Annotated in this window: 10 protein-coding genes, 1 tRNA gene and 1 other RNA gene; 3 read left to right on the top strand and 9 right to left on the bottom strand. The window is 64.7% G+C overall.

Annotated features, from left to right (window positions below):
* Positions 1-12 precede the first annotated feature (12 nt).
* Together AC6JA3_RS18500 and AC6JA3_RS18495 are read right to left on the bottom strand one after the other, a co-directional pair.
* Entirely contained in the window at positions 13-2,502 is a 2,490-nt protein-coding gene (locus tag AC6JA3_RS18500; protein ID WP_497920449.1) for a beta-glucosidase family protein, read from the bottom strand.
* Entirely contained in the window at positions 2,503-3,681 is a 1,179-nt protein-coding gene (locus tag AC6JA3_RS18495) for an MFS transporter (RefSeq protein ID WP_347781930.1), read from the bottom strand. It lies immediately after the preceding gene.
* Between the two features lie 233 nt (positions 3,682-3,914).
* Here AC6JA3_RS18495 and AC6JA3_RS18490 point away from each other — a divergent pair, with 233 nt between their 5' ends.
* Positions 3,915-4,523, top strand: a complete 609-nt coding sequence (locus AC6JA3_RS18490) for a TetR/AcrR family transcriptional regulator (RefSeq protein WP_026548310.1) — start codon at positions 3,915-3,917, stop codon at positions 4,521-4,523.
* A gap of 74 nt (positions 4,524-4,597) precedes the next feature.
* Here AC6JA3_RS18490 and AC6JA3_RS18485 read toward each other — a convergent pair whose 3' ends face one another.
* Positions 4,598-5,944 carry an aspartate kinase gene (locus tag AC6JA3_RS18485; protein ID WP_026541822.1) on the bottom strand — a complete coding sequence of 449 codons (1,347 nt, stop codon included), beginning with the start codon at positions 5,942-5,944 and terminating at the stop codon, positions 4,598-4,600.
* 139 nt (positions 5,945-6,083) lie between these two features.
* Positions 6,084-6,602: a DUF427 domain-containing protein gene (locus AC6JA3_RS18480; RefSeq protein WP_347781929.1), complete on the bottom strand. Its 519-nt coding sequence runs from the start codon at positions 6,600-6,602 to the stop codon at positions 6,084-6,086.
* Between the two features lie 112 nt (positions 6,603-6,714).
* On the opposite strand from AC6JA3_RS18480, the gene AC6JA3_RS18475 reads away from it, so the two are divergent.
* Complete coding sequence (locus AC6JA3_RS18475; RefSeq protein WP_497920448.1) at positions 6,715-7,791, top strand: hypothetical protein; 1,077 nt, start codon at positions 6,715-6,717, stop codon at positions 7,789-7,791.
* 12 nt (positions 7,792-7,803) lie between these two features.
* Here the strand turns inward: AC6JA3_RS18475 and recR are convergent, their stop codons facing one another.
* The 4 genes from recR to AC6JA3_RS18455 all read right to left on the bottom strand — a co-directional run bounded on the left by recR (position 7,804) and on the right by AC6JA3_RS18455 (position 12,459).
* Positions 7,804-8,403 carry a recombination mediator RecR gene (recR, locus tag AC6JA3_RS18470; RefSeq protein ID WP_026541824.1) on the bottom strand — a complete coding sequence of 200 codons (600 nt, stop codon included), beginning with the start codon at positions 8,401-8,403 and terminating at the stop codon, positions 7,804-7,806.
* 33 nt (positions 8,404-8,436) lie between these two features.
* Complete coding sequence (locus AC6JA3_RS18465) at positions 8,437-11,916, bottom strand: DNA polymerase III subunit gamma and tau (protein WP_497920446.1); 3,480 nt, start codon at positions 11,914-11,916, stop codon at positions 8,437-8,439.
* Between the two features lie 33 nt (positions 11,917-11,949).
* Positions 11,950-12,046, bottom strand: an RNA gene (ffs, locus tag AC6JA3_RS18460) — signal recognition particle sRNA small type.
* An 89-nt stretch (positions 12,047-12,135) separates the two neighbouring features.
* Positions 12,136-12,459 (bottom strand): YqfO family protein, encoded by a 324-nt coding sequence (locus tag AC6JA3_RS18455; RefSeq protein ID WP_347781926.1) that lies wholly within the window; start codon positions 12,457-12,459, stop codon positions 12,136-12,138.
* Positions 12,460-12,784: 325 nt separating this feature from the next.
* On the opposite strand from AC6JA3_RS18455, the gene AC6JA3_RS18450 reads away from it, so the two are divergent.
* Positions 12,785-12,869 (top strand) — tRNA-Ser (locus tag AC6JA3_RS18450).
* A 46-nt stretch (positions 12,870-12,915) separates the two neighbouring features.
* Here the strand turns inward: AC6JA3_RS18450 and AC6JA3_RS18445 are convergent.
* The gene (locus AC6JA3_RS18445) at positions 12,916-13,845 is read right to left on the bottom strand and encodes a LysR family transcriptional regulator (RefSeq protein WP_026548306.1); all 930 of its coding nucleotides are present in this window, start codon (positions 13,843-13,845) and stop codon (positions 12,916-12,918) included.
* Positions 13,846-13,856: the final 11 nt, after the last annotated feature.

Raw genomic sequence — 13,856 nt, 5'->3', positions numbered from 1 at the left:
TTTACTCATGTATTACCGGAGTTCGATGTCCAAGGACTGGAATTGGTCGGCCGCATGGCGACCCACCAACAGCCGGAACGTGCCCTGCTCAAACTGCCAGCCGCCGTCGTAATGTCCAAACGCCTTGGCGGGGATATGTATTTCCACGCTCTCGGTGCCGTTGGCGGCGAGGTGCGTTCCGGCGTAGCCGGCAAGCCAGCGGACAGGTCGTTCCACGTCCGATTCCGGGCGCTCCAGATAGACCTGGACGACTTCCCGCCCGGTACGGGTCCCGGTGTTCCTGACCGCAACGTGCACCACCACGCCGTTACCGGCAGTGACCACCCGGGAGGCGTGGGGCGTGCCGAGTTCAAAGGTGGTGTAGCCCAGTCCATAACCGAACGGCACGGCCGGAGCGGCGCCGCCTGCGGCTTGCTGCTTGAGCCACGCGCGGTAGCCGATGTGGATTCCTTCGCTGTAAACCACCTTGCCGTCAACGGGAGTGGTGTTCAGGACCGGAACGTGTTCCAGGGCGGCAGGCCAGGTGGTGGGAAGACGGCCACCGGGCTCTTCGATGCCCAGAAGGATGTCAGCGATGGCATTGCCGAACTCCTGGCCGCCGAACCAGCCCAGCAGGACTGCTTCCACAGTGTCCAGCCACGGCATCAGCACCGGCGAACCGGAGTTGACCACCACTACCGTGCGCGGGTTGGCCGCAACCACAGCTTCAACGAGGCGGTTTTGGTACCCCGGCAGGTCCAGGTCCTTGCGGTCGAAGCCCTCGGATTCGATGGCTGCGTTGGTGCCGACAACCACCACTGCTACGTCGGAGTTCCGGGCAGCGTCCACGGCGGCATCGATCTCGGCCTGCGGATCCGCCACCACTGTTTCCTCGCCCAGGAGGATGGCCGTGAACGGAATGACCTGCTCCTTGGGCAACTGGTACTCGGCCTCGATCCTGACCTTCTGACCGGCGGTGGTTTCCACGGCATGGACGGTCTTGGGCGGATCGAACAGGGCGGCGCCCAAAACTTCGGTATCGTCCTTGATCTCGTCGTTGAACACTTCCGTCCCGTCCAGGACAAAACGGATGTGGCCCACCGTGCCGACGCCCAGGTGATGGACCCCTGCTGTTTCGGCTGTCCAGTCCGCTTCCATGCGGATGGAGGCGGCGCCGTCGGGAATTCCAATGCCGAACCAGATCAGGTGCGAGGCCAAACGGTCCTCACCGGAGATTTCGGTGCCGTCGTCGGCGAGGAATGTCACGCGAAGCCCGGGCACGTCGGTAACCGGGTTGTGGAGGGACGTGCGGGGGAAGGGCTGGATGCCCTCGGCCACCTTTGCGCCGCGCGCGTAGGTGACCGTGACGTCGTCGGGCAGTGCTTTCCGCAGGCCTTCCAAGGGCGAGACGGTGTACTTGGGCATGACGGTGGCGCTACCGCCGCCCTGGGTACGGGCTTCGTCGGCGTTGTGGCCGATCACGGCGACGCTGCCGAGCGTCCTGGCATCCAGCGGCAGGATGCCCTTGTTGCGGACCAGTACGGCGCCGCGGACGGCCACTTCACGCGCGACGGCGGCCCCGTCCAGTTGCGTCGGGAGCTGGGATACTGCAGGTTCGAAGCCTTCGAGGGAGCCCACGCGGGCTGCGAGGCGCAGGATCCGGGTGACCTTCTCAAGGATCGCCTCCCGGCTGACGCGGCCATCATTGACCGCTGCCAGGAGTTTGGGACCCCAGTGGCCCACGGGGCCGGGCATTTCCAGGTCCTGGTGGGCGTTTGCGGCCTCCACGGAGCGCACGCCGGTCCAGTCGGACACTACGACGCCGTCGAAGCCCCACTCAGTGGACAGCGGGGTCTCCAGCAGCTTGTTCTCGCTTGCGGTGGTGCCGTTGATGGAGTTGTAGGAGCTCATCACCAGCCAGGCGCGGGCTTCTGCAATGGCGTCCTCGAAGGCCGCCAGGTAGAGCTCGCGCAGCGGCCGTTCGTCCACTACGGAGTCAGCGGTGAAACGCTCGGTTTCGGCCTCGTTGGCGAGGTAGTGCTTGGGCGTGGCACCAACACCCATGGACTGCACGCCGGCAACGTACCCGGCAGCCATGGTGGCCGTGAGCCGGGGGTCCTCGCTCATGCACTCAAAATGGCGGCCGCCCAACGGGGAGCGGTGCAAGTTGATGGTGGGGCCCAGCACGGCATGCACGCCTTTACGGCGGGCCTCCTGGCCCAGGACCTGCCCGTAGCGGTGAGCTGTTTCGACGCTCCAGGTGGCGGACAAGGCCGACGACGACGGCAAGGAGATGGAGTCATGGCGCTCATCGAAGTCTTCGCCCCGGACGCCTGCCGGTCCGTCGGACAGGACCACGCGGGACAAGCCGATCCCAGGGATGGCGTGCGTGGACCACACATCTGCGCCGGTCAGGAGTTGCACCTGCTGCTCGAGGGTCAGGCTCCGGGCGAGTTCCTGGATCCTGGCCTCAGCATTCGGTGCTCCTGTTTCCGGTGCTGTGACTGCTGCCGATAGGTTCATTTACTTGACTCCTTTGATTCGGGTGACGAGGAGGGCTCCGATGATGCCAACAACAGCACCACCGAGGAACAATGCGGGGTAGCCGCCCATGGCGATGACAGGGAAGGCAATAGCGGGCACCAAGGACTGGGGGAGGGCTTGGGCGATGTTGAAGACCCCAAAGGTCTTGGCGTTCTCAGACTGGTCCTTGGGCAAGAGGTCCGTGATGAGGGCAACGTCGACGGCGCTGAAGACACCGACCCCCAGCCCGAGGATGCCCTGGCCCACCAGTACTTGACCGGTGGTGGTGCTGGTGGCGATGACAATCAGGCCGCCCATCATGATCAAGGCAGAGAGGATGACCATGGCTTTGCGCTTGCCGAGCTTGTCGCTGATCCATCCGGCGGCAAGGCTGGTGACCACTGTGCCTGCGGAGCTCACCAAAGTTGCTTGGAACACCAAGGTGGTCACCTGGGTTTCGGGGACATGGAGGTGGTCCGTGAAGAAGTACGGCAGGTAGAGCAGGCCGGCACAGTAGCCGACGTAGATCAGGAACTTGGTGACCCAGGCCCAGCCCAGGCCCGGGTGGGCCTTGGGATTGAAGTAGAAGGACCCCACGATTTCCCTGAAATTCAGCGGTGCAGGTTTCTCGGCAAGGACGCGGTCCTTGAACGTAAAGGCGAACACGATGGCAACGGCTGTCCCCACGATGCCGGGGACTACTGCCATCTGCAGCGCGTTATCGAACATCTGCGCGAAGAAAGCCGCCGCCACCATGCCGATGGGCAGCGTCATGCCTATCAGGCCGGAGAGCAGCCCGCGCTCGGCGGGGGCAGCTTGGTCCGGAAGGGTGGCGACCAGGGCAGCCAGTGCCGCGTTGAAGCCCAGCTGTGCTATTACCCAGGCGATGAGGACCGTGCCCACGTTCGTCGCCGAGCCCAGGAGGAACAGGGCGGCCAAGCCCACCAGGGCACCGCCCACGATCCACGGTTTACGCATGCCGAAACGGGAGGTGGTGCGGTCACTGAGGCGGCCGACGAAGGGATTCGCGAGCAAAGCGACTGCCGCTCCTACGCCGGCCACCAGGCTCAGTGCCCCGGCGCGGGTGTCCGGGGTGGTGATCTCTGAAACCTTGATGGCGAGAACTACCAAGGCTGGTGCAAGGACGGCCATCCACAAGCCGGCGCTCGCGATGGGCATGCCGATGACGTAAGCGCGCGAAGCGGATTTTGGCGGGGTGTTTCCAGCCCCGGGGGGCTTCCGTGCCGGCCGTGTGCTGATCGAGATTGAGGGCCACATTGCCTCCTGATGAATCGGGTGGCCCACCGTTAGGCCGCTGCAATGACTCTAGCGACAAAAACCTAGTGTGACTAGGTTTTTGTCGAAAAAGTCGAGTGACCCTCGATATTCAAACCGTGAAATAGACTGAACAAATGTCTACGTCCAAGGCCCGTGGCCCGTATGCCAAGGGAGCCGAACGCCGCGAACAGATCATCCAAACGGCAACCGATGTTTTCGCCACCGAGGGCTTTGAGGGCACCGCCCTCAAGCGCGTTGCCGAATTGGTGGGTGTCAAGGAAGCAACCCTGTTCCACTACTTCAAGGGCAAGCAGGAACTGCTCACCGCCGTCCTCGCCGAACGGGACCGCCGGTCACTGGCCGTAGGTGGCGACGCCGGGGTGGGCCTTGGGCTGATGCCGCCCATCGCGGAGCGGAACGTGCGTGAACCCGGACTGACAACCCTTTACGCAGTAGCCTCAGCTACCGCGAACGATCCCGAACACGCCTCACACGGGTACTTCAAAGAGCGATACCAGACGGTGGTCAGCGACATCGCCGAGGACATCGCACAGCGGCAGGCTTCCGGCGCGGTGCGCACCGACGTCGACGCCGTCATGCTGGCACGGCTGACAGTGGCGGCTTTCGACGGGCTTCAGCTGCAATGGCTGTATGACAAGAACGTGGACATGGCTGACGGGCTCCGGCAACTCATCGACGTCCTGCTGGCCCCCGCCCACCCAACTGAGCATCCAAGTAAGTAAAAGTTAAGGCCGTTCCGAGAGCTCGGAACGGCCTTAACTGGTACTTACTTTGGGGGCGGTTGCCCGCGGTTGGCTTAGCGGCCGGTGCCGCCGTAAACGGTAGCCTCGGCATCGCCGTCGAGCTCGAACGCATTGTGGATGGCCCGGACGGCGTCATCCAAGGCGTCGGCGCTGGTCACCACGGAGATGCGGATTTCCGAGGTGGAGATCATGTCGATGTTGATCCCGGCGTCGGAGAGGGCTTTGAAGAACGTGGCAGAAACGCCCGGGTGCGACCGCATGCCCGCGCCGATCAGGGACAGCTTGCCAACATTCTCGTTGTACTCGATGCTCTCGAAGCCGATCTGGCCCTCGGCAGCGCGAAGGGCGGCCAGGGCATCTGCGCCTTCAACGATCGGCAGGGTGAACGAGATATCCGTGCGGCCCGTGCCGTGGGTGGAAACGTTCTGGACAATCATGTCGATGTTCGAGTGTGCATCCGCGATCACCTGGAAGATCGCGGCAGCCTTGCCCGGGATATCCGGTACGCCCACAACGGTGACCTTGGCTTCGGACCGGTCGTGTGCAACGCCGGAGATGATTGGCTGCTCCAAAGCAACTCCCTCTTCAATGGTGAACTTTTCCTCGGCACCCGGGATGACCCAGGTGCCTTCGTGCTGGCTGAATGACGAACGGACATGCAGGGGAACCCCGAAGCGGCGTGCGTACTCGACGCACCGCAAGTGCAGGATCTTGGCTCCGGAAGCGGCCAGCTCCAGCATTTCCTCGCTGGAGATACGGTCGATCTTCTGGGCGCTGGCAACCACGCGGGGGTCAGCGGTGTAGATGCCGTCCACGTCCGTGTAGATCTCGCAGACATCGGCTTCCAGCGCTGCGGCCAAAGCAACAGCGGTGGTGTCCGAGCCGCCGCGGCCCAGGGTGGTGATCTCATTGGTGCTGCGGCTCATGCCCTGGAAACCGGCCACGATGGCAATGTGGCCCTTGTCCAGCGCGGTGCGGATGCGGTGGGGGTCGACGTCGATAATCCGCGCCTTGCCGTGGATGCCATCGGTAATCATGCCGGCCTGGGAGCCCGTGAAGGACTGGGCCGAGGCGCCAAACTTGTTGATGGCCATGGCGAGCAGGGCCATGGAAATTCGTTCGCCGGCGGACAACAGCATGTCCATTTCGCGGGCGGGAGCCGAGTCGGTGACTTGCCCCGCGAGGTCCAGGAGTTCATCTGTGGTGTCACCCATTGCGGAGACAACAACCACAACCTCGTTGCCGGCCTTCTGCGCATCCACGACGCGCTGTGCGACCCGCTTGATGCCATCAGCATCGGCAACCGAGGAGCCGCCGAACTTCTGAACGATCAGCTGCTTGGTAATGGCAGCCTCGTTGGAGAGCTCTTCGATCTTCACTTCGGTAGTGGGCATAGTCATGCGCGCACCCTCACTGCATCAATAGGGTTCGAACGCGGCATGCTCCAATTCAGGCACGCCTGCGTAGCTTATTTGCCCAGTTTATCGCCGCGCACTGCCCCGGCAGGAATTGTGACCACATGGCGGCCACCTGCCATCACTACCATCCGGCAGTGCCCGGACCGCCCTTGAATGGACCAACGATTCCCCGGGTAATCCACCCTCCATAGAAGCTGCCCTCCTGGAACGTCACCCGCTCTCCGTCCACCTCGCACGAGTCCATATGTTCGGGGTAAAGCGCCACCTTGCCGGCCAGCGCTTCGAAGCCGCGGGTGGGACTCGGATACGTCCAGCCTCCACGCTCAACAACGATGCCCCCGGCAGTGAGGGTGAAATAGCTGGCTTGCCCCTTGAACTCGCAGAAAGTGGTGCCTTCAACAGGGATGAGCACCCCGGCAGGGAAAGCATCCAAGGGCAGGTAGTAGACCGGAGGGTGGCTGGTTTCGAGGACCCGCACGGCATCGGTGGTATCAACAATGACCTGTCCTCCAAGCCGGACCACAACACGCTCGGATCGTGGCTCCACCCTGGGCGGCCTCGGGTAATCCCACACCGATTCCTGACCCGGGGCGGGCTTGATGGGACGGGGACGCCTGAACAGACCATTGCTGGAGACCATGGGCTTATGGTGGCACCCCCGGCTGGGATCTTCCCGTGAAACCTCAACCTGCCGGCGTATCCGTGATGACGCGCCGGGCGTACCATCCACTTCATGAGGTTAGCGAGCGGCGATGGCCGGCGTACCTGAACAAACGGGCGGCTCCGGCCCGGGACGGAACGAGCCCGAATATGAGCTGATCGGCGGCGTGATCGACGATCAACCGTCCAGCCGGTCAGGCCCAAAGGGCGATCCCGGGCCGCCGGGAACTCCGGGTCCTTTCATTGTTGCTGTCCGTGAGGCGTGGGGGAACACCCGGAAGTCTTTCGCCTCGTGGTGGTTTTGGCTTGCCTGCCTGCTGGGGATTGCCCTCGCTTGGGGCGCGGCATTGGCAGTGGCTACCCTGGGGCAATCGAACGGCTGGTTCGAGGTAAGGATCGGAAGCGCCGTCCACCTGATCATGGCGGTGTTCCTGGCCATGGCAGCCGCAATCCTGGGAACCCTCTGGGGTTTCCGTCATTTCCCCGGAAGCATTCTTGTCCTGGCTCTCTCCGGAGCCATGCGCGGCGTGGCCTTGGCCTTCCTGGCATGCGCTGCGTTGCTCGTGGTGGGCCTCACCGTTGGTGGCCCGATCGCGCTGGCGGGTGCCGCCGTCGTCGTTATTGTCCTGGAAGTGGTGCTGTTCGGGCTGATCGGTTCGGGCGCCAGGGGCTGCTTTGCCGCCGTGGGGCCAGGCGCTGCCTTGGCTGTGGTGGTGGTCGCCTTCCTGTGCGCAGGCAATGTGGTTCTGACTATCCTGCTGCTGCCTGGAACCACCGTCATTGACCAGGCCTCCGTGCCGGTCAACGTGGAACGCGACGATTCCGGCAGGATCAATGCCTACGAGTGCGTCGGCGATCTTCGCCCGGTGGAGGTTGCCCACACTGAGCGGGTCGCATGGCTGGCCGCATCCAACCCCGGGCTGCTCCTGGGAAGCGTCGCCGCCGGTATGGTCCCGGCCGATAACGAACTGGGCTGGGTGCTGTCCGGGCTGCAATGGACCGCCGACGGCCCCTCCCGCGACGTGCCCTGCCTCGGCGGGGAGTCCAGCGAAGGGCTTGCGCCGACAGTCCCGGTGGCCATCACCGGCCTCATGCTTCAAGCCCTGGTGGCTGCAGCGGTGCTCGTTCCAGCCCGCTGGTGGAGGGCAAGGAAGGCCCGAACCAGCTGACGCTTCCGTCCTTTAGAGCAGTGCGTTGCGCCTGCCCTCGAAGGCCCTGCCGAGGGTCACTTCATCGGCGTACTCAAGGTCTCCGCCCACCGGCAAACCGGAGGCCAACCGGGTCACAGCGATGCCGATCGACTTGAGCATGCGGGCCAGGTAGGTAGCTGTGGCTTCACCCTCAAGGTTGGGGTCCGTGGCAATGATGATTTCCTGGATGGCGCCGTCATTCAGGCGCGTCAGGAGCTCACGGATCCGCAACTGCTCGGGCCCGATGCCCGCAATGGGATTAATGGCCCCGCCCAGCACGTGATAGCGGCCGCGGAAGGACCGGGTGCGCTCGACGGCAAGGACATCCTTGGACTCCTCCACGACGCAGATGACCGAGGGGTCCCTGCGCGGATCACGGCAAATATTGCAGGTTTCCTGCTCAGTAACGTTGAAGCAAACGGAGCAGAACTTTACGCGTTCCTTGACCGTGGTGATCGCTGTGACCAGGCGCTTCATATCCTCCGGATCGGCCTCAAGGATATGGAACGCCAGGCGCTGTGCCGATTTAGGGCCCACACCGGGAAGCCGGCCAAGCTCATCAATCAGCTCTTGAACTGCACCTTCGTACACAATGTCCTCGTTCGTTTGAAATCAATGCTGGAGTCAGCGGGTTTGCAGGGGAGAACCGTCCAAGGCGCGCTCTTCGATCAGCTTTCCGCCCAGAATACGCTCCACCGCAGCACGCCCAAAGACCCTCGATTCCTCAATGGTTTCGTCCTCCGGACTGGGGATGTCCTCAGTCACGGCGGCGGGTGCTGCCGGGGTCCGCGCGGGCGCCTGGACACGTCCGGCTTGGGCCTCGGGGCTGTTGGTCAGCCGCTGATACAAGCTTTGGCGGCCATTCGGACTGCCCGACGGCGCGTCCTCCTCGAGCGTGGCAACCGAACCGTGCGCTTCCTCGGGTTGGGCGGCGAGGGACGGCCACGGTGCAGGGGCGACGCTGGGGCTCGCCCCGGAAACGCTGGTGGTTGCCGCCGCGGGCATGGATTGCGTGCCGGGCCAGCTCGACGCCGGTGCGACGTCCCAGCTGGAGCTTGGGTTCTGCTCCGCAGTGGTCGGATGGCCGTAAGTTCCGGAGGCCGGCTCCGGGGTCCGCTCCGGCTCCGGGGTCCGCTCCTGCTCCGGGACCTGGGCTGCCGCGGGTGCGTAGTCAGGGGTGTCCGTTGCCGGTGAGGGCTCTTCGACCGTTTGGGCGGGGTTCTTGCCCACGTTGGATTCGGTGGTCACAACCCATGTGCCCGGCGTCTGCTCGACTGCCCGCGACCAGGGGTCGTCGGACGTGCTGACGCTCGAGGCGCGCGGAGTCGTGGTTGCGCTCGGAGTCGTGTTTGCGGCCGGGTTTTTGTCCGGTGCTGAGGCCGGAGGTGTGGACGGGGAAGCTGTGTTCACGGGGTTCGCCGCTGGGGAGGTCGCCGGTTGTGAGCTCATACGGCCATAGCCCGATGGCGGCTCCCAGTCCGCTGGCGGCTCTTCATCCAGAGGCGGCGCATCCTCGTCGAGCGGTGGACCCCAATCGTCGTCAGGGTACGAGTAATCGCCGGACGGCTGCGACGGCTCGGCGGCCGGATGCGACGGCTCGGGAGCCGGGGGAGCCGTGGGAGCGGAGGCGGCCGGAGCAGCCGGGGGAGCGGAGGCAGCGGGAGCAGCATGAGCCTGCGCGGGTGCTTTCGGTTCCGCGGTGGCGGTGGGAGCTACCGAAGCGCTGGGCTCTTCCCGTGCAGGGGTGGCCGCAGCTGACTCGGCTGCTCCTGCGGCGTGGGCATGCGGGGCTGCTGCTGGCTGCCCGGATGCCGTTGCGACGGGGGCATGCGGGGCTGCTGCTCCTGCGACGGGGGCATGCGGAGTTACTGCAGGCGGGGAAGCCGGTGCGAGGCCCCACGCGGAGTCGACAGCTGACACCGGTGCCGGTGTTACTGCTGTTTCAGCGGGCGCTGACGTTACACCTGCTGCTGTTGCCGCGGGCGATTCCTCACCAACCCACGGAGGGGCGCCCGCAGGTGCAGCAGCCGGCGTCGGCCGGCTAGTAGGCGCTTTTGGGTTTGGCTCAGAGCTCGCTGAGCTGTTGCCGCCAGCGACTGCCATGATCTGGCAGTCGATGCCAAGGGTCTTGTGAATAGCCTGGCGAAGGTTCTCGGAGTGATCAGCACGGCCGAAAGCACCCGCCAACCCACCAGTGGTGAAGGCAAGAGTCAGAACCTGGCCGTCGAACTGCGCAACCTGGGCGTTGGGTTCCACCAATGCCCAAGTGCTGCGCTTGATCTTGGTCAGAGTCTGCAGGACATCGGGCCATGCACGACGCAGGGCCTCCACGTCTCCGCCCCCGCCAGCGTGGGCGGGAGCAGGCGCTCCTCCGGCCGCGTTCGGCTGCGCTGCCGGTGCTTGGTGTGCTGGGGCCTGGGGTGCCGGCGCCTGCGCTGCCGGTGCTTGGGGTGCTGGGGCCTGCGCTGCCGGTGCTTGCGCTGGTGCGGACTGCTCCGGGGCTGCCGCAGGCTGTGCTTGCTGGGCAGTTTTCGTTGGAGCTGTTGGAGCCTGTGCGGATTGTGGCCGCTGCGCTGGCGTCGAAGCGGGCGGGGCCTGCGTGACACTTTCCGCTGAAGGACCCTGCGTAGGACGACCACCTGTGGGTCGGTCCTCAACAGGCCAATCGTTGGTCGAGACCCGCGGAGCTGTCAGGGCGCCACGGGACCCTGCCTCGTTGGGTTCGCTTTCCGAACGCGGGGCTGGGGTGCTGTGCTGGGGAGCACCCGCAGGCGCTGGTGCAGGCTGAACCGCGGGTGTCGGCTGGCTGGCCGGTGTTGCCTGAACCGCGGGTGCCGGCTGGCTGGCCGGTGCCGCCGCAGTCGCAGCTACCGGGGCAGCAGCAGCCGCAGCAGACTGTGGGGCAGCAGCAACAGCCAGGGTGCCGCCGTCGGCCCCGTAATTGAGGCGGCGTTCGACGCGGTCGATCCGGGCGGCGATACCGCGCTCGGTTTGTTCGGCGCTGGGGAGCAGGATCCGCGCGCACAGCAGCTCGAGATGCAGCCGGGGCGAGGTTGCGCCTGTCATCTCCGTCAGCGCGGTGTTGGTGACGTCGGCTGCGCGGGACAGCTCGGCCGCACCGAGGTTGGTTGCCTGGTTGCGCATCCGGGCGATCTGGTCCGCCGGCATGCCGCGAAGGATCGCCTGGGCGCTCTCGGGCATCGCCTGGACAATGATGAGGTCGCGGAAGCGTTCCAGCAGGTCCTCAACGAACCGCCGGGGATCATGACCGGTCTGGATGACGCGGTCCACAGCCTTGAAGACCACCGCGGCGTCGGAGGCTGCAACGGCGTCCACGATGTCATCCAACAGTGAAGCGTGCGTGTAACCGAGCAGCGCAACAGCGAGTTCATAGTCCAGGCCGTTGGGGCCCGCGCCTGCCATCAGCTGGTCCAGGACGGACAAAGTATCTCGAACGGAACCCCCACCTGCCCGGATGACGAGCGAGAGCACGCCGGGTGCCACGGGAACGTTCTCCTGCTGGCAGAGGAGCTCGAGGTACTGCATCAGCGGCTCCGGCGGCACCAACCGGAAGGGGTAGTGGTGAGTGCGGGACCGGATGGTGCCGATGACCTTGTCCGGCTCCGTGGTGGCAAAGATGAACTTGATGTGTTCCGGCGGCTCTTCGACGATCTTCAGGAGCGCATTGAAGCCTGCCGACGTGACCATGTGGGCTTCGTCGATGATGAAGATCTTGTAGCGGTCGCGGACAGGGGCGAAGGTTGCGCGTTCGCGGAGGTCGCGGGCGTCGTCGACGCCACCGTGGCTGGCCGCGTCAATCTCGATGACGTCCAGGGAACCGGACCCGCCTCGAGCGAGTTCGATGCAGCTGGGGCATTTGCCGCAGGGAGTGTCAGTGGGGCCCTCGGCGCAGTTCAGGCAGCGTGCAAGGATGCGCGCGGACGTGGTCTTGCCGCAACCGCGGGGGCCGGAGAAAAGGTAGGCGTGGTTCACGCGGTTCTTGCGGAGCGCTGTCATCAGCGGCTCCGTGACGTGTTCCTGCCCGATAACGTCCGCGAAAGAGTCCGGGCGATACCTTCGATACAGGGCAGTTGTAACAGTCACAAGTGAAACCTACCTATAGAGACTGACATTTAAATAAGTGACCCCTCATGCACCCGCCAGAGCCCATCTACCCTTGCTACCTTCCGGTCCTGGGGGAGTTCAACAGGATGACGCCACATGAGGGGCCGTCGACAAGCTTACCCGAACTTGGGTTGGGGTTCGAATCGGCCGGGAGGTCTGTGGATAACGCTCGACGGCGGGTGGCTTGGTTGCGCCGAATCATCGCCAACCATTCACCGGCCACGTCATGAAAGCCGGCTCCTCGTAAGGGTGGGCGGACCGCAGAGCCCGCACGACGGCGTCGAGCTTGTCCTCCTCCACCACGCACTCAACCCGGGTTTCGGGCACTTGCTCCTCAATCCCCACCTGGCCAACAGCGGGACGCGCACCGGGCAAAGGCATAAAACGGCCGGTGCCGGGCGAGGTGAAAGCACAGTGGGAGTAGTTGCCGATCCGGCCGGCGCCGGCGTCGCCGATGGCCAGAAGAACCTCCTCGATATGTGTCTCGGGAACGTAAACAACCAGGGTGTGCAGCTGCGTCATGGAGACATCGTGTCAATAAAGTTCGGCTACAAACAGGTCTCAACCATTGCAAAAGCCGGAGCCACAGCGGACCATGGGTATGTACACCGATTGGGGCAATCTCAAGATTGTGAGCTGCGGGGCCTGGGGGCGAGGGGCCGGACCCGGTAGCTCAACGATGTACCGCAAGAATGGGCGCGTTGGGGGCGTCCATTTTTCCGTTAACGGGGGTGTTTGAGGCGGCATCCGGGGAGTTTCCGAGGCTTCGCAGGGGTGGTCATTTAGCCCGATTACACGATGCTGAAATTCTCAGGTACAGTAGTATCTGCTTTCGAATCGGAAGCAAGGAGAATTCGCCTAGCGGCCTATGGCGCACGCCTGGAACGCGTGTTGGGTTAACGCCCTCGGGGGTTCAAATCCCCCATTCTCCGCGGTTGGCCCCAGTCCTTGGACTGGGGCCTTTTGCGTTCCCGGAAGCTATCCGGCGTCTGCCTGCTGCTCGGCATCCTGCTGTTGTGCGGCCGCCACCCGTTCCAGTACTTCACGGCAGGCTGCGGTGGCGGGGTGGATACGGCCAGCTGTCCTGGTGGACGTGAAGACGGTCCGTTTCGGCAGGCTCGGAAGATCCAGCAGTTGGACGGTCAGGTTGCGCCCCGTCCACACAAGGTCCGGCATCAGTGCCACGGCGTTACCGGATTCGATGAGCCGGATCTGTGCCTGGAGGTCGGCAGTTTCGTAGCGCACGTCCGGCTCGAAGCCTGCAGACCGGCAGGCTTGCTCAGCCCAGTGCCGCGACGCTGCGCCGCGGGGTTCCATGACCCACGGCATCGAGGCGGTGTCGGCAAGGGAGGATACGGTTTCGCCCCCCAGCCCAACGGGGGGAGTGGCCAGCCGGATCGCGTCGCTGGTGAGGATGACTCGATCCAGCCCGCTGTGGTGCGGGGCAGCATGGCCGGGATACTGCTCGGCCACCACCAGGTCGAAGTCCCGCGCCCACGTTTCGTAGAGTGCGGTTTCGGGTTCGCGCTGGGTCATTTCCACCCGCACTTCGGGATACTCCTGGCGCATGATGGTGAGGAAATCGGGCAGCAGCGCCAAGGCGGCGGATTGGAAGACTGCCAGGCGAACGGTTCCGGTCACCATGGACAGCGACGCTGCGAGCTCGGTTTCGGCGCGCTCAAGGGTCTCCAGGAGTGCTGCGGTATGCGCCACGAGGATCTCAGCCTGGGGTGTCAGTTGCACCCGGCGCCCGGCTTTTCGCAGCAGTTCAACCCCCGCTTCCTTCTCCAGCAGGGTCAGTTGCTGGGACACCGAAGAAGGGCTGTACTGCATAGCGTCGGCCACTTCCGCGAGGGTCCCGCGGATTTTAAGTTCGTGCAGCAAACGCAGCCTGCGGACGTCCAGCACGGCGGCCTCCA

The organism is Arthrobacter sp. TmtSoilC79, assembly GCF_059739405.1.
The sequence above is the reverse complement of the archived record's forward strand: the minus strand, read 5'-3'. Positions and strand labels throughout refer to the sequence as shown.